Here is a 19866-nt window from a genome sequence, read left to right on the forward strand (position 1 = left end):
CCGGATCTACATAATGGCCATTTTGCAGAATAAAGGGGTGTTCTTATTGCGGAAATGTCAAAATTGTAATATGCCTTTCAGCTGGAGTGAAATTTACAAAGCCTTTTTGGGTTGGGTATATAAACCAGTTAAATGTGTTAATTGTGGTGCGGAACATGAAATAACTATTTTAGGCAGGTTGATTTTTGTGTCGCTTACTGCTTTGCCAATGCTTCTTTTTGTTATTTTCTTTTCACCTTTTAATAACCTTTTTGCTACGCTGGGTGTTGGACTCGCCATACTTAGTATTGGCTCTTTGTTCGTACCATATTTTGTGGAATTCAAAGTTGTTTGAACCATTTTTATTTACTAATGAAGTCTAGTTTCTTAAGATTTCTTCTTCCCGTAATCGGGTGCAATTATGGCATAAGGGTTGCCCTTCAATCGGGCCAATTAATAAAAGATGATGAAAGGGAGGTAGTTCATGTTCCTGTTAAAACGTTTTTCATTTTGGCTACCCTTATTGGCTTTGATACATTATATAAATGAATTGATTTATAACCCGATCAAAGACATAGTTTTTGCTATTGATCCATTACTGAATTTTTTACTTACAACACTTAACAATAGTGGATTTTTGTATGACTACGAAAATCACAAAATCTTGTTTCCAGGTTTCTTATTTCATTTTTGTTTGTGGTTAATATACGGAGTTGTTATTGATTACTTCATCCATGTGTTGTTCAAGGAAAGTCCAGAAACGGACTAAAAATGATTGTTTAGCCTTCCTCAATAGGGGGCATTTTTAGTAGATGGACTGTGCCTGGAACGGGCCAAGATTGTTAAACAAAGTAAAATTATTAAACTAGATAGTAGGCGATTTACGGTGGAGAAGTTTTTAGTAAAAACAGGTATATATTCATTTGTTATTTCATTTTTATTGCTATTTATACTCATTCCAAGAGAAGAAAGCACAACGGATTTAAATGGCATGAGTTCATTCACGGAAACATCTTATACAGACTTTTTCTTTAATCTCGCACGGTACTCTGTAATAATTTCTATCATTTCAGTTGTAGTTGTGTATTTTGTTAAGTTTAAAATTAAAAAGTGAAAGCTATGTCATGACCAAGTAACAGGGGGGAGTGATATCATTAAGCGCTTAATTGTTATTTTACTGATGTCAGGTTTATTGCTTTTATCTGCTTGCAGCAAAGATAATATAAACTATTTCCCTTCGAAAGAAGCGACTTTGGATGAGTTTATTCAAGGTGAAGGAATTAAAGGAACTATTGACTTGATCACAACAACGAACGATGAGGAATTGTTAGTAATTCAACAAGGTCAGAACAATTATTTTGTAGGCGAACTGTTGGAAGATAAAAAGGGCTTCGCTGCTAACAGAATATCAGCCAATGTTGTCATGAAGTTAGGTGGAAGTTGGGAATTGAAAACAATTGCCAATCATAAATACACAATCTACTTTGAGAAAGAGCAAGAAAATCAGAATTTCTTCCCTTTATCCAATGGAGATTATTATATTTCAATTGTGGTAGGGCATCAGGTAAAAAAGGAAGACCCGATTTTTACAAATTCAATAAAACATATTAAAATAATAAAAGACTAATTGGATGATCGTTGAAGGTTTTTCAATGACCTATATTCCGTAATTGTGGGCATAAACAGAAGAACGCTGCACTCCACTAGGCCAAATTGAAAAAGATCCATTGTCACAAAAGCAATTATAATAATTTGAAGTTCGATAATAAATTTATGAGAGTAGGAATTAAATAATCTATGAAGCAAATGCTGAGGTAAGGAAAAAGTTAGTACCTATGTTTGAAAATATTGAGAGCACTATTGTTCTTTCATATCTTCAAGGTCATATGGGAACTGCTTGGGTGGATGACCTGAAGAATCCAATAGTTGCCCAGATATCTGTAGGGATTTTTGTGTTTTATGCTGGCGATTCAAGTACAAAAGAAGCTGAGGAATTGCTATATAATCTCCCGGAATTCACCCTAGCAATTGTTGATTCTGATGATTGGAAAGATCGGATAGAAACAGTTCATAATGGTGCGATTGAGAAATTCCAACGATACAGTTTTGAAAAGAACCCGGAGCACTTAAATAGGTTACATATACTGAAGCTAATGTCTTCATTGCCAGAGGGCTATGAAATTAGGAAGGTTGATAACAATATAGCAATTGCACCTTCTTTTAATCGGTTATCTGAAGACTTTGTAAGTCAGTTTGAATTCATTGATGATTTTATTAAAAGAGGTGTGGGCTATGCCATACTACACTACGGTGAAGTTGTTGCTGCAGCGACATCTTTTAGTGTGTATGACGGTAGTATTGAGATTGAAATTGCTACACATCCCGGATATAGAAGAAAAGGCTTGGCAACTATTGTGGGCTCTGCCTTAATCTTAGATTGCCTGGACAATGGGAAGTACCCAAATTGGGATGGAGCAAATTCTGAATCTGTTGAATTAGCCAAAAAGATTGGTTACGAGTTTAAAGAATCCTACGATACCTATTTCATTAACCATATAAAATAATTTTTATTTTAGGAAATATACCTTGAGTAATTTGTTATTTTGTTTGACAAGTACGAGCATAATTGCTTTCCTAATGTTCCATCATCGGGGGCGATTATTTCATAAGAACTACGTTTCAATTTGTCCAGTTATATAAATAGTATTAGCTCATCCTTTTCGTTATCTTAAGTAATTGATAACCTAGATAACAATAATAATGAAAGGTGGATCACTATGTATATTCCAAAATATTTTAAAGTCAAAAATGTCGATGAAATTTTTGGTTTTGTTCAAAAAAACTCATTTGGCACGATTGTCACAACAAAACAGGGGAAACCGATTGCCACTCATTTGCCATTGCAGTTAATTAAAGAAAAAGATACTTACTTTATAACAGGGCATATGGCTTATGGAAACTCTCAATGGAGAACATTTGAAACCTGTGAAGATGTGTTGGTTATGTTCCAAGGACCACACGCATATATCTCGTCTTCCTGGTATGATGAGGAAAATGTCCCGACATGGAACTACCAAGCTGTACATTTATATGGTATGGCCAGCATTTTAGACGAAGAAGAAATAAAACAAGACTTGACAATGTTGCTGCAAAAATACGAAAAACATCGTGATAATCCAGCTTTATGGGATAAGCTTTCTCCTCTACTATTAGAAAAAGAACTAAAAGGTATTGTTGGATTTAAGATTCAAGTACAAGAAGTTCAAGCAGCCTATAAATTAAGTCAAAATCGCAATGAACAGGACTACCGCAACATTATCGATAAGTTGAGTGAAGAGGATGATTTTAACTCTCTTCAAATCGCAGAAGTGATGAAAAAAAGAGAGCCATCTAGTTAACTGTTTCAACATAAACGAGAAGGTTAATGACTACTTAAAAAACAGGGGTGTTAGTTATACAAGACATTTACTTACAGTTTTTTGCAATAGGGGTCTAATTACTGAAGAAGAACTGTGCCTGAAACGTGCCAAATGACAATTTACTGGTATAGTAAATGAAATTGGAGAGTGAAATATGGAAACGGAAAAACGAATGGAGTTAGCTAAGGTGATTGTTGGAGAAGTAAGACCAGTATTACGAGGTAGTGAATCAAAAACTTTATTAGATTATGGGAGTGGTGCTGGTTTAATTAGTTTAGAACTATCTGACTTAGTAGATTCTATATTGCTGGTGGATTCTTCAAAACAAGTGTTAGAGGTTGCAACAGATAAAATTATCGAAAAAGGAATTACCAACTCTAAAGTGCTTTATTCAGATTTTACTCAAGATACTCCTGAACTTAAGGCGGACATAGTGTTACTGTCTCTAGTCCTTCTTCATATTCCAGATACTAAAATAATTTTGCAAAAGTTGTTTAGCATTTTAAATGATAAGGGCAAGCTAATTATTATTGATTTTGACAAAAACGATAAAGTAAATCATCCGAAAATCCATAATGGATTTTTGCATAATGAATTAAAAAATATACTATCTGAAGTTGGATTTAAGTCTACTAAAATTAAGACCTTCTATTATGGGAAGCAGATTTTTGCGAATCAAGATGCATCAATGTTTATATCTAATAGTATAAAGTGATTTTTTAAACAAACGGGACCGATTGCGTTATAAGATTTTGCGTCTATTCCGCAATAGTGCCATTTGAATAGGGACGGAGGTAGAGAATGGGGATCCTCAATAGCAAATGGGTTGAGAAAATATTTTTGACCGCTAGTGGGCTTTTATTGATTTGGCTCATTTTAGGTTTTGTATTTGTCGGTGGATTTATTTTCCTGTTATTCATTATTGAGATCCAAGAGATGGAAGTATGGACAGTGATTAAAGAACGTTCTGCTTTCTTATCATTTTTTATAATCATGATTTCCCTGAGTGTTTTTTTACTCGTAGCCACTTGGAAAAGTCGTTCTAATACACCTAAAGCTTTAGCCATAATCATAACTTCAATGTGCATGATTTTAATTGTGACATCTTTGTTCGCAATGAAATTTATTATTTCTGTTAGCTATAACTCTTAAATTTAAACTGTTTAGCAATTGGGCGCAATTCTTTAACACGGAATTGTACCTTTTTTCTAGATTTAAGCCACGTTGGTTAACATTGCTTGGTAAGATAAGTGAATATTTCTGTTAAAGTGAATGGAGATTGTAGAGAAAAACAATTGTGTTTCTATAACGATAGGGGAATTAAACCAGATGAAGAAATGGATAATCATTTTATTTGCCTTTATTGCGATGGTGGTATAATTTACTTGGTCTAAAGAAAGTTAAGAAAAACCCATTATTTTGTCCGTTCAATTTGACGAAATAACTAAAACATCAGCAGTTTCATATATAGTAAATCAAGAGGATGATACGTATCTAAAGGAAATTGGGACGAGAAAACTAATTCTACACAAGTATTGGCAGCACAAAATGGCTATGAATTGCGAGAAGAAATAGTGAATTAACAGATGGCGAGCGTGTTTATTTTCTATCCCAAGAGGTGCGCACATTACCTTTTCAAATTTCATTTGAGGACTATCTCCCGATTGAAACAATACTTGTTCTCATCACTGATGTCACAAAGAATGAGGATACACTCCGCTATACGTATACATCTCCGAAAGATGTCACGATTGATTCAATTGGTCATTATGATAGTGTAGAAATGATTTCCTTCAAGCAAGATAGTAAAGAAGCGGTTTTCCCCCTTACACTTCTCCAAGGCGATACAGTAGACACTTTTATACATGAGCCATACAACCTTAGCTCAAACGATAGCATGTTACTTGAAATTATGAGGATAGAGAATCAATCATTTTCGAAGAATATCCTATTGACTGAACCCATTCCAGAGGGATACTTAAAGCAAATCGTGAAGGAATCGAATGCCCATAATGATTGAAGATGTTAGATGTAATTTACTAATGCCTTCTTCTAACAGCAGCGTTCACTAAATAACCAAAGCAGCTTTAAATCTTTTTTATTGGAGAGCAATTATAAAATTAGGGGCTGTAATTCAATCGGACCAAATCGTTCATTAATAACTTCCAGTACGCAAAAGACCACTAATTCAAATTTGAATTAGTGGTCTTTTACGTGCTTTATTTTGTTTCTTCTTCACTCAACTGTAAGGGTTACATTTATAAGATGTTGTGGCTTCATTGCGTTAGATGAGTTAAATGTGAAAATGTGTTTTAAAATGTCCAGCCTCTAGCATATTGCTTAGGAGCCTCGATTTCAGTATGAAGGTCTTTCGCTGCTTGATACGGCCAATAAGCATCGCGTAACAGCTCTCTGCCGATTAAGATTAGATCAGCACGATTATTTCGCAGGATTTCTTCTGCTTGCAAACCTGAAGTGATTAAACCGACTGCGCCTGTTGCTATATCTGCACCTGTTCGAATTGTTTCCGAATAAGGCACCTGGTATCCAGGGAAGGGACTTATTTTAGCAGGGACGACTGCGCCAGAACTTACATCTACTAAGTCTACACCTTGTTCTTTCATCCACTTTGCCATTTCGATGTAGAGTTCCGGTGTCATGCCGCCATCAGTATAGTCCTCTGCTGAGATCCTAACAAATAAGGGTCCGTCCCACGTTGCTCTAACAGCGTCGATAATTTCACGCAAGAAGCGATAACGATTTTCTGAACTTCCACCATATTCATCTGTTCGATGATTAGAAAGGGGCGATAGAAATTCGTTAATCAGATAGCCGTGTGCTCCGTGTAACTCTAGAAGATCGAATCCAGCCTGAGCTGCACGGTTTGCCGCGAGGGCAAAGGCTTTAACGGTTTCTTGGATTGCATCTGTGCTCATTGCGACAGGTGTTTTATATTGATCACTGAATGCAACCGCACTTGGTGCCTGGATATCGCCATCTACAGTGGACTTTCTACCTGCGTGTGCGAGTTGAATGCCTGCTGCTGCGCCATGTTGTTTAATGAGCCTTGTAAGTTCAGTCAAACCTTCAATATGGCTGTCATCCCAAATACCAAGATCTTGTGCGCTAATTCGACCTTGAGGTTGGACTGCGGTTGCTTCCAAAATGATTAATCCGGATTGACCTACAGCTCTTGAGCCATAGTGTACTCTGTGCCAATCTTCGACATGTCCATCTTCGTTATGAGAAGAATACATACACATCGGTGCCATTGCAATTCTATTTTTCAACGTTAAGTTTCTAATCGTGTACGGTTCAAATAATTTAGCCAATTCAAATCCACTCCTTTAAGAGAATGACTATACTATATCAAAAAAAGGTTTCAAAACCTTCTTTAAGAACTTGAGGCATTATTAACAATCGGTAATCCAAGTTCACGAGAACGTTTTTCAGCCTGCTCGATACATTTAAATACCGCTTCGTTAAACCCACCCATCTCAAGTGCCTGTAGTCCTGCTTCTGTCGTTCCACCAGGACTAGTTACGTGCTCTCTTAAAAGAGCAGGTTCGTCCTTTGTGCTACGTAGCATGCACGCAGCGCCTTCAATGGTTTGAATAATGAGTTCACGCGCAGTAGATTGTTCAATTCCAGCACGAATGGCAGCAACTTCGAGTGCTTCAGCTAAGTAATATATATAAGCGGGTCCGCTTCCTGACAACGCTGTAACAGCGTGTAAGTTATCCTCATCTACTTCTTCTACGATTCCGATAGAGCGTAGTAGGCGAAGAATGTCTTGTTTTTCGTTGTTGCCAATCAAAGAATTCCAGGCAACGCCAGTCGCGGACTTGCCAATAGCTGCTGAGGTATTAGGCATAGAACGAGCAACTGCGTGTTTGCCTAGACCCGATTCTATTGTTGAGATAGAAACGCCTGCTAGTACAGAAAGGATTACGCATGACTTACTTATGAAAGGACGTATCTGTTTCATCGCAGTATGCACATCTTTAGGCTTCGTAGCTAAAACGATGAGATCTGCCGAGTGAAGCTCACTTTTGTCAGCACTTACAAGTGAAATGCCATATTCAACTTGCAAAAATTGTAGACGTTCTTCATCTGCACGATTCATAACGAAAACGTTTGTTGGATGAATAGTGCCTTGTTTACAAATTCCTGCAATCACAGCTTCTGCCATCGAGCCTGCACCGACGAATACTATTGTTTTCATGGAAATCCCTCTTTCTCTAACGCAGTATATCTAAACAGTGTATGTGATTATCACAATAAGTCAACTGACGATTCAGTCAACGATAGATGACGAACGTATAAAAAGAATGTACAATGGAATGAATAGTGATTCAATAATGGAGGCGAAATTATGATACAACAATTAACGATACCAACACCATACGCTGTGGGAGATGTGAATGCATTTCTTGTAAAGGGAGATGCACTAAGCATTTTTGATGCTGGACCAAGAACTCCAGAAGCACTCGAAGCTATCAAAGTAGGACTCCAGCAATTCGGTTACAAATTGGAAGACGTCGAACAAGTCATTTTAACCCATCACCATCCAGACCATTCAGGGTGGGCAGATGGATTCCCGAATGCTAAGCTTTATGGTCACTCATACAACAATCTATGGCTAACAAGAGATCCTGCCTTCATTGCCTTTCATGACCAATTCTATATGGAGCGATTTAAAGAGCAAGGTGTCCCTGAAAAAGCACTAAGTATCGTAGGCAAGATGAAGCGTGCGGCTGACCTAATGGCAGAACGGCCACTAGATGTTTTCTTGAAAGAGGGTGATGACTTACCCGGTCATCCAGGTTGGACAGCTCTTGAAACGTTAGGTCATGCTCAAAGTCATTTATCTTTTTGGAACCCTGCTGACAATGAACTGATCGGAGGAGATTTATTACTTTCTAAAGTATCTTCCAATCCGCTAGTAGAACCACCAGAAAGTCCAGGGTTGCCAAGACCGAAGACCTTGTTACAATATAATGCGTCTTTGAAACGTTTGTTAGAGCTGCCTGTGGAGACAGTTTATAGTGGTCACGGTGTGCCTGTGAAAAACGTTCATGAACTGATTAAACAGCGTTTGCAGAAACAGCACGAGCGGTCGATGAAAGTGTATGACATGTTAAAAGTAGGTCCGCAATCTGTGTTTGAACTAACGGTCCAACTCTTTCCCACAGCTTATAAGAGAGAACTCGGGCTCACACTCTCAGAAACTCTCGGACAAATGGATTACTTATTGGATTTAGGACGAGTGGTGAGAAAAACCGATGAACAAGGGATCCACCGGTATGAACAAGCGTAAAGTAATTCTTATAACAGGTGCGACAAGTGGAGTAGGGTACCAAACTGCGATAAGACTACTCTCAGAAGGTCACCGTGTTCAAGTGACTGGACGGTCAGTGGAAGCTCTTGCTGAATTAGAAAAACTAGGTGCCGAGCCTATGGCAATAGACCTTACGAGTGCTGGTGCTGCAGATTGCTTAGTAGAAAAGATAACGATGCCTGATATAATTATTTTTTCAGCGGGTGTTGCCTCGTTTGAGCTTGCTCATGAGACAGATGATGAACAATTGGATCAGATGTTTTCAGTGAATGTAATGGCACCGATTCAACTAACACAACGATTCCTTCCGTTTTGGATGAAACGTAAAAGTGGACACTTCCTTTATATTGGATCGCAAGCTGGGAAGGTAGCTACCCCTAAGGCCGCAGTCTACGCTTCAACAAAACATGCGCTTATTGGTTATACAGATGCGTTGCGAATGGAAGTGTCGAGCTATGGGATTGAGGTGTCTGTCATTCATCCAGGTCCAATAGACACAGCTTTTCTAGACAAAGCGGATTCTAGCGGAACGTATAGAGAGTCTGTTGGAAAGCATCTACTAACAGTGGAACAAGTGACTGCAGCTGTGATAACGCTTGTCCATTCGCCGAAACGCCAAGTAGACTTGCCTAGAGTAATGGGGATTACAAGCAAACTTCATTCTCTAGCTCCAAGTTTGGTGGAACGCATTGGGAGAAAGTACTTCATGAAAAAAATGAATGATTGAAAGTAGTTATGTATGAATGACAATGAAGAAGAGGCGCCCATAAAATCAGGCGCCTCTTCATTCGCGGAAAATTAGTTTAAATTCGTTGCATGTAGCTGACGTGTCTTACGAAAGCCTACTGCATTGCAAGTGTTCCACTTCATTGTGCGGTGGTTCTGTAAATCAAAGCGAACTTCTTGTTCATGATGCACTTGCACAAAAAACTTACTTCTTACTGGTCTTACAAACACGCGTAACTCATAACTCAACTTACGGTGATGCTAACGTCAGTACAGCAAATCTTCCGCCAAGGCTGTGCATTTCTCCCAGTATGCGCTAGTTAGTAAACGCCGTCCTGGATTTCGCCTTGTAATAATCTATACCCCTCAAAACATAGATTAAACCTTTTTTAAAAATTCTTTTTTGCTTTTCGTAAAAGTATTAATTAGAAATAAATAATTGTATGATAAAATGAGAGTAAATTACCCGTTCAGGAAAGGTGTTCCTTTATGAAACAGCTAGCCGTAGAAAATATTGTAAATCAATTTTCATTTGAAATACTATCTGGAAGCGGTCATTTAAACAGACCCTTAAAAAAAACAAAGGTCCGTCGACCGGGATTGGAATTTATGGATACGTTTGACTTCATTGCAAAAGGACATATCCAAATTCTTGGGAAAAACGAAGTGAATTATTTACATACGCTAACGGACGAAGAATGCAAGCAACGTATTTCAAACCTTGTGGAATATGATCCACCTTGTATTTTAATTACGTCCAACCAAGAACAACCTTTTGGACTCCATACATTTTGTACGGAGAATGGAATCCCAGTGTTGCGAACGCCAGATACAATGGGGGTTGCAAGTTCAAAACTTGATGCTTTTGTAATTAGTTCAATGGCAGAAGAAATTGCAATACATGGCGTTCTCGTAAACGTTTCAGGTATTGGAGTGTTACTTAGAGGTAAGTCGGGTGTAGGAAAGAGCGAAACCGCTCATACATTAATCGGAAGAGGTCATCGACTTGTTGCAGACGATATCGTCGTGCTACGAAAGCTAAGTCCGCAGACGTTGCTCGGCACTCACAATCAGACCAATCGTGAATTTCTAGCGTTGAGAAGTATTGGACTCATGAATGTTGTGCGCTTATATGGCCGTGCAGCATTTCAAGAAGAGACCAGAATCGCTCTCGATATCGAATTGACCGAGTGGAAAGACAACTCGCTAAACAATCAACTAGAATTGGATGAAAAATTTTCTGAGTATATGGGCGTACCTGTTCCATACATTCAAATTCAACTGCAACCTGGTCGAGATGTTGCTGGACTTATTGAAGCAGCTTCCAATAATTGGTATCTACAACAACAAGGATATAGCGCACTGGATGAATTCATGGAGCGTTTAGAGCCAGAATTCAAACAGGAATAGTGTACTGTATAGGAAATCCTTCTCTGGGAATGCTACAGTTACAGTATTTTTTAAGGAGGACTTCAAGTGACAGAAAAGAAAGAACCACACGAAACGCTAACTGACAAAAACAACAACTTATCATCGGCACAAGAAGTTGAGTACGCAAGTGATTTTAAAAAGGCGGATAACGCAACTAAAGATGCGGATAAACGAACAACCAAGTAAACAAAAAGTCCGGGAGCCATTTTGGCATCCGGGCTTTTTGTTTACTCGATTTCTTTCAATAACTCTAAAACTTCGTTCGATCTTATGAACATGCCCACTTTTCCATAGGCATCAAGCTCAGTGGTCGCAAAGACGACACCAATAACTTTATCATCCTGAAAGACAGGACTTCCGCTATTCCCACGATAGATAGGTGCATCTAAAAGGATAATTGGCTCCGTTCTACCCGCCCAATTCGTTTCTCCGATAAGTTTTCCTTCATTTGCAATTCCGAAAAAGTTTAATGGATTCCCGATAAATCGAACAGTACTATTTGTTGTATATGTAGGAGATTTAGCTAAAGATAAGACAGGTATATCCGGAGGACTATTTATTTGTAAAATCGCCAGATCATTGACAGAGTCATGGGCAACAATAGTTGCTGGAAATCGACCTTCTTCTTCAAATGAAACGGTGATTTGCGAATTGTTTTGGACGACATGGTTATTGGTTACAATTAACCCGTCACGGGAAACTGCAAAACCTGTACCTTTCCCATCCTCTGTCAGGACGACAACTACAGATTTTTTCCATGTGGTGATATCCTCACGCTTAGAGAGTTTAGCAGAAGTTTTTAAGAATTCGATGGCGGGTAATGAGTAGATATCAAATATGAATGCGATAGGTTGGAATAATAAGATCAACGCCATAATTAACACAATCCACCGGGGTACCTTGCGTTTACGCGGTTTTGGATTATTCCGAAGTGCAGCTTCTTCTGCAAGTGCATCTCGTTGGGCTTGTAATACAAGTTGCCTGAAATCCTCGTCTTCTTGTTCCTCAGGTGTTAACTCTAGTTGCAAATCAATTTCACTATCATTTTTTTCATCGGAAGAGTTTGCTGTATCTATTTCTGGCTCTTCTTTGAAGTGATTATCTGAACCGGGATTATTAGAATCCATATTTTCACTCATAGTTACACACCTTCCATTGACATTGACATTGACTTAATCGTTAGAACCCAAAGTGTATCATAGAATGAAATTCATCTTCCTGAAAACCATTCTATCAACCTATTCAGATTATTGATATACTTACATTAACCGATTTGGTAACAATTAAAGGAGGTATGTGTTAAGTTGGATAACAGTGCATTACAAAAGACGGGACAGTCACAACTGCCAATTATCGTAACTGAGGAAGTCCATTCACTTAAACTAAAGGTGAAAGATTTAGAAGAAGAAGTATCAGAGCTTAAAAAAGACTTGCATGCCATCGACTTGCTACAGAAAAAGCCGCTCATAGCTTCCGATACTGTTGCAATAGGTGGATTTTGGATAGTTGCGGCACTAGTAGTTATCGGTATTTTCTTTATTTAAGGGGGAATTGTTATGATGAAAAGCCCAGGATTAGCAGCAGTGCTCAGCTTCTTTTGGACAGGAGTTGGACAGATTTATAATGGACAGATTTTAAAAGGTCTGATTCTGATTGTAGTACAAATTGTTAACGCGTTACTATTTTTCGTACTGATCGGTTTCATCACCTATCCAATTGTATGGATATGGGGAATTTACGATGCTTATAAAACTGCAGAAAAACATAATTCAAGAAATATAACGTACTAAAAGAAGACATCCACTCAACTAGCGAGGGGATGTCTTCTTTGTTATCTCCGTTTTGCTTTTATCAAGTTCAACTCCGTAGTCAATGCTTTCATGAGAGAGAAAATCATGAGTAATATGACGAAAGAGAACGGAAGGGCAGCAATAATAATCGTGTTCTGCAAGGCGGTTAATCCGTTTACAGAAAGTAAAATCAATGCGATTGCAGATTGAAGTATACCCCAGACCAGTTTAATACTATTTGGTGGTGTTAACGATCCATAACTAGATTGCATTCCTAGCACAAATGTTGCAGAATCTGCAGATGTAATAAAGAAGGAAGCAATTAAAATAATAGCAACAATCGAAATGAATACACCCCAAGGCAATGTATGGAACAGCTCGAAAACTACTAATTCAGTAGCTTTATCTGCAAGATTAGCTCCAGCTTTCTGTGCTTCAATTGCTGTCGTTCCAAATGCAGTGAACCAAAATGTACAAAGAATTGTTGGTGCAATCATTACTCCGATCATGAATTCGCGGATTGTACGACCTTTCGAAACGCGGGCGATGAACATACTAACGAACGGTGCCCAAGAAATCCACCAAGCCCAGTAAAAGATTGTCCAATTATCGAGCCATACGCGATCGTCTGCATTCAACGGTGAAGTAGAGAAACTCATTTTAACGAAGTTTGCGATATATCCACCTAGTGAATCTGAATACATGTTAAAGATGAGTAGCGTAGGCCCAAGAATAACTACTAATATCAGTAGTGCGACTGCTAAAATCAAGTTGAGATTCGACAAATACTGGATCCCTTTACTGAGACCACTCCATGCGGAGATGATAAAGAGAACGGTAACGACTAAAATAATAATGAATTGAGATTGTGTTCCAATCGAAACTCCGAATAAGTAATTCAACCCTGCGTTAATTTGAACAGCGCCAAAGCCGAGAGTAGTTGCAACTCCGAAAGCGGTTGCAAATACAGCGAGCACATCAACTAGAACACCCCAAGGGCCGTTCATTTTGTTACCGAAAATCGGCTTTAATGTTGAGGAAATTAAACCAGGTTCACCTTTACGGAACTGGAAGAATGCTAGAGAAAGAGCAACAAATCCATACATTGCCCAAACGTGGATTCCCCAGTGGAAGAACGATTGACGTAAACCTTCCTTATATGCTGCAGGTGTATTCAATTCTCCTGTAGAGGACATGACTGCGTAGTGCGAAAGTGGTTCTGCAGCACCATAGAATACAAGTCCGATTCCCATCCCTGCTGAAAATAGCATTGCGATCCATGACACTGTGGAAAACTCGGGTTTATCTGTATCTTTACCAAGACGGATCTTACCGAATGGGCTGAAAATGAGGAACAGACAAATAATGACGAGGACAGATAACAGCATAAGATAATACCAACCAAAGGTTGCTGCGACCCAACTTTGGATTTTACCAGTTTGTTCGGCAAAGCTTTCCGGCGCGAGCACACCGTAACCAACTGCCAAGACGATCAGTGAGATCGTAATGTAAAAAACGTTTGAAATTTTTCTCATGACTCCCCCTAAGGTGTTTGTAGTGTTTAACGGTTATTACTATAGCAATAAAGAAATTAAAAAGCAAAAAAACTAAAAAAAGAGAGAATGTCTTGGCATTCTCTCTTTTTCGTATGCGAAAAGATAGTCGTAGAACAGATTATAATTTAATAGTTACGTCAGTCGATCCTGCTCGTGGATGTGTTCAGGTTGCCGACGTAAGTAATACTTTCCTTTTGTAAAGATTGCGAGGACAACTGTTAAGATTGCAGCAAGTAGCGCAGCGAAAAATGCTGCTGTGGACTCGAGAAAAATCCCCATATAACCAAGTGCTGCCAATGTTCCGAGTAAGCTCGCTGCTAGTAGTGAAGCAACCCCAACTGGATTCCATTTATACAAGTATTCTTGTCGGGCAACGTAGTAATTAGGTCCGATTTTTAACAATTTTTTCACAACTAAAGCATCCGTAACGAGTATAGCTGCCCACGACAGAAGGAAAACACCTTGAAACGTCATCATTGTGTCCAAGTGATCTACTATATTTCCGAGCATGAGCAAAATGGCACTAATACCTGAAACAACTACCCAAAAACGTCTACCGGGAGTGAACCGGAACATGTTTTCAAAAAAGTTTGATAGAGACAACGAGCTACTATAAATATTTGTAACATTTATACGGATTTGCGTTAGCATTGTGAATAGGGCTCCGCCAATACCTAAAAGTAGTACAATGTATACACCCGGATCTGGTTCCATAAAACGCACACCGAACCAAATACCTAGACCGCCCATTACTCCGAAACAAAAGATTTGTGGGATGAATCCAATCATAACAGATCCTATTTTAATGTCTTTTGGCTTAAGGAATCGAGCATAGTCCGAAGCGAGCAGGGCAGTGAGTCCCATGATACCATTATGCATGCCGATACACATGAGTAATGCTGTACCGCCAATTGTTACGCCTTCAGGCATATAAGAAAATACCGATCCTGCATAGACTGCAGGTTTATAAAACGATATGACAATCGCAGCGATTAAAAATACCATAAAAACAGGCATTGACCATTTTTGTAATTTATCAAGCTGTTCAATTCCGAACCAATTCAAGGGGATGACGATTGATCCGAATACGATGATGAAAATCCACTTTGGGAGGGTAGGGAAAAAGTGGTGAACTGCAGATACTAAGATGAGTCCTTCAAATGCACAATACATTATGAAGTTTGAAGCGTAAATAAGCGACGTTAGCGAAGAACCGACATATCCGAAACCTCCACCTCTAGATAAGAGATTGACATTCATTCCTGATTTTGCGGATAAATATGCAATCACCGTGCCTAATACACCGGCCACAACAATTGCATACACAGATGAAATCATTGCGTTTATTGCTCCATAAGATAGAGCCATAACACTTCCCATTTGGAAATAAAAGATTGCGGTTGCAATACCAAACGTAATATTAGTAATACTTAACCAGCTTTTATTCCGTTCTTCTCTAGGAACTCGATCAAGGGAATAATCGCTTTCTACATCTTCATTTAAATCCGTGAATTCGTTCATAGTCTTTTTTTCTGATTTCATTTAATTCCTCCTATACGATAAATACATCTCCTTCTGTTCAGTCAATTATTTTTCGCAATTACTGATTCTAGACTAGCATAACAAAAAAACAAGGAAATTATCAAGGATCGACAACAGATCTGTGTGTATTCTACACGCAGCATGGAAAATGAAGGCATCCACAGTTAGTCTATTCAGTGTATTTCGACTAAAGGGTATTCCATAAAAAACGGGGAATACTGAAACTGATTAGTATATTTCACGATTCTTAAGTGTTAAACTAGTAGTGATAAAAAGGAGTGGACGTTATGGGTAAATTAGATGGTAAAGTAGCAGTAATCACCGGCGGTGCGGGTGGTATTGGTAGCGGAATGGCAAAAGCTTACGTTAAAGAAGGTGCGAAAGTTGCAATCGTCGACTTGAACGCTGAGACAGGGGAAGCGATGGTGAAAGAACTTCAGGAATTCCAACCTGAATGTATGTTCATTCAAGCGGATCTTACAGATCGCGACAAGTTAAAAGATATTATTGCAACAGTCGTTGAAAAGTATGGCAGACTCGACATTCTTATCAACAATGCACATGCTTCACGTCAAGTATTGCTAGCAGATGCTACTCAAGCAGATATGGATTTCTCTTTCAACACAGGATTCTATCCAACATTCTACTTGATGCAAGCGGCATATCCTCACTTGAAAGAATCTGAAGGAACTATCATCAACTTCTCTTCAGGTGCTGGTATTAATGGAGACGTTATGCAAGGTACGTATGCAGCTGCAAAAGAAGCAATCCGTGCGATTACTCGTGTAGCAGCAAATGAATGGGGTCAGTTCGGCATCAACGTAAACTTGATTTCCCCAATTGCCAATTCACCTGGTATCCAACAATGGAAAAAAGATCAGCCTGAAGCATATGATAAAATGCTCAACAACATCCCAATGCGTCGCTTAGGCGAATTGGAAGGCGACATCGGTCGCGTTGCGGTCTTCCTTGGTAGCGAAGACGCTTCTTACATCACTGGTCAAACAATCATGGTTGACGGTGGCGCAACTAAATTACGTTAATGACAAAAAACACGATCCTCTGATTTAGAGGATCGTGTTTTTTTATTTACGTAACAATAGATAGATGAAATACGGAGCGCCAATCAGTGAAACAACAAGTCCAGCAGGGATGATTCCTACACTCGAAACGTTCCTACCGATTGTGTCTGCAAGTAGCAACAGCCATCCGCCCAGTATAATCGCTATGGGTAAATAGAGCTGACTTCGTGGCCCAATCAACGATTTTGCGATGTGTGGTGCCATCAATCCGACGAATGCGATACCGCCTGTAACAGAAACTGCCGATGCTGCTAGGGCAACCGCTGTCAATAACAGTATGATTCGTTCTCGTTCAACAGAAACTCCGATTCCGATTGCCACGGATTCACTGAGACCTAAAACATTCAACCGGTTTGCTTTATATAACGCAAATGGCACAAGAATCAGAAGCCAGGGCAATAAGGCTAAAACGAATGGCCAATCTGATCCCCAAATATTCCCCGCTAACCATTTCGCTATGAAATCCACTTTGTCCTGGTCAGCTGAAGAGGTGAGGACAATCATCCCTCCACTAAGTGCTAAAGAGAATCCTACGCCTGTTAACACCAAACGAATCGGCTGCATGCCCGTCTTCTTATCGTAAGCAAAAAGATAGATTAGGACAGCAGTCAGAAATGCACCTATGAATCCAACAATCGGCAGCATATAAACAAACGCGCCTGCCTCTACAGGTACGAATAGAAAGAAAACTGCGATAGATAGGCCGGCCCCTGCATTGATGCCGATAATTCCTGGATCCGCTAAATCATTACGTGTAATACCTTGTAGTATTGAACCAGACAGAGCCAGTGCTGCACCTGCTAAGAACGTAATGAAAATACGGGGAAGACGGATTGAAAACAACACAAACTCTTCTTTAAATGTTCCGTTGCCGAACAAGGCAGGGAAGATCCTTTCTGGACCGATAGAAGCTGGGCCAAAAGTTATCGCTGCAATAGCAGTCAATAGGGTTAGTAAACCAAATACAAGTAACAAAACACGTTGCTTCTTGAGAATTTCTGAACGGATCATGAGAACGCCCTACCTCCTTTATGGACGATAATTAGGAAGAAAGGTAGTCCCATTACGGCAACAAGAGCAGCGACAGGTGTCTCGTAAGGTGCATTCATTGTACGTCCTAATGTATCTGCCAGTAACATGAAGGCACCTCCTATGACAGCTGACATCGGTAGAATGAAACGATAATCTGTTCCGACTACAGCCCGAACGATATGAGGAATCATCAAACCGACAAACGCCAGATTACCAACAAGAGCGACAGATGAGCCTGCAAGAATAATGATAAGGACGAACAAAATAACTTTGATCCTGAACGTATTTTGCCCTAGTCCGACTGCAACTTCTTCGCTAAGACTAAGTAAAGTCAATTGTTTGGACAAAACTAGCGCAATCACAATTCCAATCAGAATGACAGGCGTCATGATCTGAAGTTGTGCCCACGTAGTTCCTATCACTCCACCAGCTGTCCACATGGAAATATCTTTAGAGACTTTGAAATAGATGCCAACTCCTTCGGCTATAGCAAAGAAGAAGGTGGATACGGCTGCACCTGCAAGTACAAGGCGCATAGGGGAGAAGCCCCCACGTTTCGCTGCGGCAATGCCGAATACGAGCAAAGCTCCAATTGCTGCCCCAACGAAGCAGGCAGCCATGATTCCGAAATAACTAATAGAAGGAACTAATGCAAACGCGATGGCGAGTGCTGCATTGGAACCAGCAGTCAAGCCGAGTAAGCCGGGATCGGCTAATGGATTCCGCGTCATCCCTTGCATGATGGCACCTGAAACAGCTAATGCAGACCCGACTAGTAACGCAGCAAGTTCTCGTGGAAAGCGGATTTCCCGTAATATCAAACTGTTTTTACTTGTATCACCGATAATTGCATGCCACAAATCAGGAACTGATATATTTGCTGCACCCAGTATCATTGCCAGAAATAGTGAAGCGACTAAACCGATGCAAGCAATAGAGAATTTAATTGAAAATGGCATTTTTCGCAATTTCATTAGACAGGACTCCTTTCGCAAAAGAAAAGGATTCTTTCAAGGTGAAAGAATCCTTCTTGAATATCGATTACTTTAAAAAGTTTTCTTTGAAAAACTCAAGCTGGTACTCAAGTGTTAAAGGATCATTAAAGTAGAACTCACTTGCTTCAGCTTCAAATACATGACCTTCTTTAACAGCTGGTGTATTTTTATAAGTTTCAGTCTCCATAAAGGAATTATCGGCATCGCTATTGCGGCTTAAAATAACATAGTCTCCCATATAGTCAGGAAGAACTTCAGTAGAAAGTGCGAAATAGCCATCTTTTAATGCATCTGCTTTCACTTTTTCTGGCATTGGAAGTTTCATCTCCTGATAGAGGATTTCTGTTCCGCGTGCCCAGTTATCACCGTAGACATAAAGTTGTTTGTCGAAGTTCTCGATAACGGAAACCGTTTTATCCTCACCGATTTTGGCTTTGATTTCTTCGCCAGCTTCTTTTGCGCGCGCTTGGAAATCAGTGACCCACTCTTGAGCTTCGTCACCTTTGTTTAATAACTTACCGATTTCAACTTGTTGCGTCAGATAATCCACTTTTCCGTATGTGAATGTGACAACAGGTGCGATTTCTTTTAATCGGTCGATATTATTCATAGTCGATAACCCGATGATCAAATCTGGTTCCAATTCGATGATTTTTTCCAAATCTTCGTCAGTCACTTCTTCAGCATCTTTCAGTTTTGCATCAAATCTAGGGTTCGTTTTCGACCAAGAGTCAACCCCAACGATAGGAACGTCCAGTGCCATAACATGACCCGCATAAGTCGATAGGACAACTACGCGTTTTAGATCTGCAGGAACTTCAATTGGCCCATCTTCGGATTCGTATGTGATTGTGCCTGATTCCTTAGTAGGTTCTTCTTTTTCAGGCGCTTTAGAGGATTCATCAGTTTTCGATGAGCAAGCTCCGAGTACCAGAACGAGTGCAAGTGTTAAAAATAGAAGTGCTTTTTTCAT

Annotated in this window: 22 protein-coding genes; 13 read left to right on the forward strand and 9 right to left on the reverse strand. The window is 39.4% G+C overall.

All coding sequences use genetic code 11. The features are described 5' to 3' along the window. Positions 1-13 precede the first annotated feature (13 nt). From ACRPI0_RS06080 to ACRPI0_RS06100, 5 genes are all read left to right on the forward strand, one after another. Complete coding sequence (locus tag ACRPI0_RS06080; RefSeq protein WP_432355409.1) at positions 14-334, forward strand: TIGR04104 family putative zinc finger protein; 321 nt, start codon at positions 14-16, stop codon at positions 332-334. An 825-nt stretch (positions 335-1159) separates the two neighbouring features. Then, positions 1160-1606, forward strand: a complete 447-nt coding sequence (locus tag ACRPI0_RS06085; protein ID WP_432355410.1) for a hypothetical protein — start codon at positions 1160-1162, stop codon at positions 1604-1606. A gap of 163 nt (positions 1607-1769) precedes the next feature. Further along, positions 1770-2543, forward strand: a complete 774-nt coding sequence (locus ACRPI0_RS06090; RefSeq protein ID WP_432355896.1) for a GNAT family N-acetyltransferase — start codon at positions 1770-1772, stop codon at positions 2541-2543. A gap of 213 nt (positions 2544-2756) precedes the next feature. Then, positions 2757-3377: an FMN-binding negative transcriptional regulator gene (locus ACRPI0_RS06095; protein WP_432355411.1), complete on the forward strand. Its 621-nt coding sequence runs from the start codon at positions 2757-2759 to the stop codon at positions 3375-3377. A gap of 175 nt (positions 3378-3552) precedes the next feature. Beyond that, the gene (locus tag ACRPI0_RS06100) at positions 3553-4113 is read left to right on the forward strand and encodes a class I SAM-dependent methyltransferase (protein ID WP_432355412.1); all 561 of its coding nucleotides are present in this window, start codon (positions 3553-3555) and stop codon (positions 4111-4113) included. 43 nt (positions 4114-4156) lie between these two features. On the opposite strand, the gene ACRPI0_RS06105 is transcribed toward ACRPI0_RS06100, so the two are convergent. Beyond that, positions 4157-4465, reverse strand: a complete 309-nt coding sequence (locus ACRPI0_RS06105) for a hypothetical protein (protein ID WP_432355414.1) — start codon at positions 4463-4465, stop codon at positions 4157-4159. Between the two features lie 551 nt (positions 4466-5016). Here ACRPI0_RS06105 and ACRPI0_RS06110 point away from each other — a divergent pair. Continuing rightward, entirely contained in the window at positions 5017-5418 is a 402-nt protein-coding gene (locus tag ACRPI0_RS06110) for a hypothetical protein (protein WP_432355415.1), read from the forward strand. Between the two features lie 292 nt (positions 5419-5710). On the opposite strand, the gene namA is transcribed toward ACRPI0_RS06110, so the two are convergent. Then, complete coding sequence (gene namA / locus ACRPI0_RS06115; RefSeq protein ID WP_432355416.1) at positions 5711-6730, reverse strand: NADPH dehydrogenase NamA; 1020 nt, start codon at positions 6728-6730, stop codon at positions 5711-5713. 62 nt (positions 6731-6792) lie between these two features. Then, complete coding sequence (gene proC / locus ACRPI0_RS06120; RefSeq protein ID WP_432355417.1) at positions 6793-7623, reverse strand: pyrroline-5-carboxylate reductase; 831 nt, start codon at positions 7621-7623, stop codon at positions 6793-6795. 150 nt (positions 7624-7773) lie between these two features. Between proC and ACRPI0_RS06125 the strand changes: the two genes are divergently transcribed. The 4 genes from ACRPI0_RS06125 to ACRPI0_RS06140 all read left to right on the forward strand — a co-directional run bounded on the left by ACRPI0_RS06125 (position 7774) and on the right by ACRPI0_RS06140 (position 11082). Then, positions 7774-8718, forward strand: coding sequence for an MBL fold metallo-hydrolase (locus tag ACRPI0_RS06125; protein WP_432355419.1), 945 nt, complete (start codon positions 7774-7776; stop codon positions 8716-8718). Further along, the gene (locus ACRPI0_RS06130) at positions 8705-9466 is read left to right on the forward strand and encodes an SDR family NAD(P)-dependent oxidoreductase (RefSeq protein WP_432355420.1); all 762 of its coding nucleotides are present in this window, start codon (positions 8705-8707) and stop codon (positions 9464-9466) included. The genes ACRPI0_RS06125 and ACRPI0_RS06130 overlap by 14 nt, the downstream gene beginning before the upstream one ends. Positions 9467-9954: 488 nt before the next feature. Further along, positions 9955-10875: an HPr(Ser) kinase/phosphatase gene (gene hprK, locus ACRPI0_RS06135; protein ID WP_432355421.1), complete on the forward strand. Its 921-nt coding sequence runs from the start codon at positions 9955-9957 to the stop codon at positions 10873-10875. A gap of 66 nt (positions 10876-10941) precedes the next feature. Continuing rightward, on the forward strand, positions 10942-11082 hold the full coding sequence (locus ACRPI0_RS06140; protein WP_432355422.1) for a YfhE family protein: 141 nt from the start codon (positions 10942-10944) through the stop codon (positions 11080-11082). Positions 11083-11123: 41 nt separating this feature from the next. Here ACRPI0_RS06140 and ACRPI0_RS06145 read toward each other — a convergent pair whose 3' ends face one another. Further along, the gene (locus ACRPI0_RS06145) at positions 11124-12035 is read right to left on the reverse strand and encodes a S1C family serine protease (protein WP_432355423.1); all 912 of its coding nucleotides are present in this window, start codon (positions 12033-12035) and stop codon (positions 11124-11126) included. 165 nt (positions 12036-12200) lie between these two features. Between ACRPI0_RS06145 and ACRPI0_RS06150 the strand changes: the two genes are divergently transcribed. Both ACRPI0_RS06150 and ACRPI0_RS06155 read left to right on the forward strand, forming a co-directional pair. Next, entirely contained in the window at positions 12201-12440 is a 240-nt protein-coding gene (locus ACRPI0_RS06150; protein ID WP_432355424.1) for a hypothetical protein, read from the forward strand. Positions 12441-12452: 12 nt separating this feature from the next. Then, positions 12453-12686: a hypothetical protein gene (locus ACRPI0_RS06155; protein WP_432355425.1), complete on the forward strand. Its 234-nt coding sequence runs from the start codon at positions 12453-12455 to the stop codon at positions 12684-12686. 41 nt (positions 12687-12727) lie between these two features. On the opposite strand, the gene ACRPI0_RS06160 is transcribed toward ACRPI0_RS06155, so the two are convergent. Both ACRPI0_RS06160 and ACRPI0_RS06165 read right to left on the reverse strand, forming a co-directional pair. After that, entirely contained in the window at positions 12728-14221 is a 1494-nt protein-coding gene (locus tag ACRPI0_RS06160; protein ID WP_432355426.1) for a BCCT family transporter, read from the reverse strand. Between the two features lie 153 nt (positions 14222-14374). Further along, positions 14375-15784, reverse strand: coding sequence for a purine-cytosine permease family protein (locus ACRPI0_RS06165; RefSeq protein WP_432355428.1), 1410 nt, complete (start codon positions 15782-15784; stop codon positions 14375-14377). A gap of 287 nt (positions 15785-16071) precedes the next feature. On the opposite strand from ACRPI0_RS06165, the gene ACRPI0_RS06170 reads away from it, so the two are divergent. Then, the gene (locus ACRPI0_RS06170) at positions 16072-16827 is read left to right on the forward strand and encodes an SDR family NAD(P)-dependent oxidoreductase (RefSeq protein WP_432355429.1); all 756 of its coding nucleotides are present in this window, start codon (positions 16072-16074) and stop codon (positions 16825-16827) included. 42 nt (positions 16828-16869) lie between these two features. Here ACRPI0_RS06170 and ACRPI0_RS06175 read toward each other — a convergent pair whose 3' ends face one another. From ACRPI0_RS06175 to ACRPI0_RS06185, 3 genes are all read right to left on the reverse strand, one after another. Then, positions 16870-17877 (reverse strand): FecCD family ABC transporter permease, encoded by a 1008-nt coding sequence (locus ACRPI0_RS06175; RefSeq protein WP_432355430.1) that lies wholly within the window; start codon positions 17875-17877, stop codon positions 16870-16872. Continuing rightward, positions 17874-18872, reverse strand: coding sequence for a FecCD family ABC transporter permease (locus tag ACRPI0_RS06180; RefSeq protein WP_432355431.1), 999 nt, complete (start codon positions 18870-18872; stop codon positions 17874-17876). The genes ACRPI0_RS06175 and ACRPI0_RS06180 overlap by 4 nt, the downstream gene beginning before the upstream one ends. Before the next feature lie 67 nt (positions 18873-18939). Beyond that, on the reverse strand, positions 18940-19866 hold the full coding sequence (locus ACRPI0_RS06185) for an iron-hydroxamate ABC transporter substrate-binding protein (RefSeq protein ID WP_432355432.1): 927 nt from the start codon (positions 19864-19866) through the stop codon (positions 18940-18942).

It is taken from the genome of Sporosarcina sp. A2 (genome assembly GCF_050858885.1).
GTDB lineage: Bacteria > Bacillota > Bacilli > Bacillales_A > Planococcaceae > Sporosarcina.

Bases quoted from the DNA above. Each gene is read 5' to 3' on its own strand.
- ACRPI0_RS06145 (WP_432355423.1), bottom strand. From the start codon at position 12,035: ATGAGTGAAAATATGGATTCTAATAATCCCGGTTCAGATAATCACTTC.
- ACRPI0_RS06175 (WP_432355430.1), bottom strand. From the start codon at position 17,877: ATGATCCGTTCAGAAATTCTCAAGAAGCAACGTGTTTTGTTACTTGTA.
- ACRPI0_RS06165 (WP_432355428.1), bottom strand. From the start codon at position 15,784: ATGAAATCAGAAAAAAAGACTATGAACGAATTCACGGATTTAAATGAA.
- ACRPI0_RS06105 (WP_432355414.1), bottom strand. From the start codon at position 4,465: ATGGCTAAAGCTTTAGGTGTATTAGAACGACTTTTCCAAGTGGCTACG.
- ACRPI0_RS06095 (WP_432355411.1), top strand. From the start codon at position 2,757: ATGTATATTCCAAAATATTTTAAAGTCAAAAATGTCGATGAAATTTTT.
- proC (WP_432355417.1), bottom strand. From the start codon at position 7,623: ATGAAAACAATAGTATTCGTCGGTGCAGGCTCGATGGCAGAAGCTGTG.
- ACRPI0_RS06170 (WP_432355429.1), top strand. From the start codon at position 16,072: ATGGGTAAATTAGATGGTAAAGTAGCAGTAATCACCGGCGGTGCGGGT.
- ACRPI0_RS06180 (WP_432355431.1), bottom strand. From the start codon at position 18,872: ATGAAATTGCGAAAAATGCCATTTTCAATTAAATTCTCTATTGCTTGC.
- ACRPI0_RS06080 (WP_432355409.1), top strand. From the start codon at position 14: ATGGCCATTTTGCAGAATAAAGGGGTGTTCTTATTGCGGAAATGTCAA.
- ACRPI0_RS06155 (WP_432355425.1), top strand. From the start codon at position 12,453: ATGATGAAAAGCCCAGGATTAGCAGCAGTGCTCAGCTTCTTTTGGACA.
- ACRPI0_RS06160 (WP_432355426.1), bottom strand. From the start codon at position 14,221: ATGAGAAAAATTTCAAACGTTTTTTACATTACGATCTCACTGATCGTC.
- ACRPI0_RS06185 (WP_432355432.1), bottom strand. From the start codon at position 19,866: ATGAAAAAAGCACTTCTATTTTTAACACTTGCACTCGTTCTGGTACTC.
- ACRPI0_RS06100 (WP_432355412.1), top strand. From the start codon at position 3,553: ATGGAAACGGAAAAACGAATGGAGTTAGCTAAGGTGATTGTTGGAGAA.
- ACRPI0_RS06085 (WP_432355410.1), top strand. From the start codon at position 1,160: ATGTCAGGTTTATTGCTTTTATCTGCTTGCAGCAAAGATAATATAAAC.
- ACRPI0_RS06130 (WP_432355420.1), top strand. From the start codon at position 8,705: ATGAACAAGCGTAAAGTAATTCTTATAACAGGTGCGACAAGTGGAGTA.
- ACRPI0_RS06125 (WP_432355419.1), top strand. From the start codon at position 7,774: ATGATACAACAATTAACGATACCAACACCATACGCTGTGGGAGATGTG.
- hprK (WP_432355421.1), top strand. From the start codon at position 9,955: ATGAAACAGCTAGCCGTAGAAAATATTGTAAATCAATTTTCATTTGAA.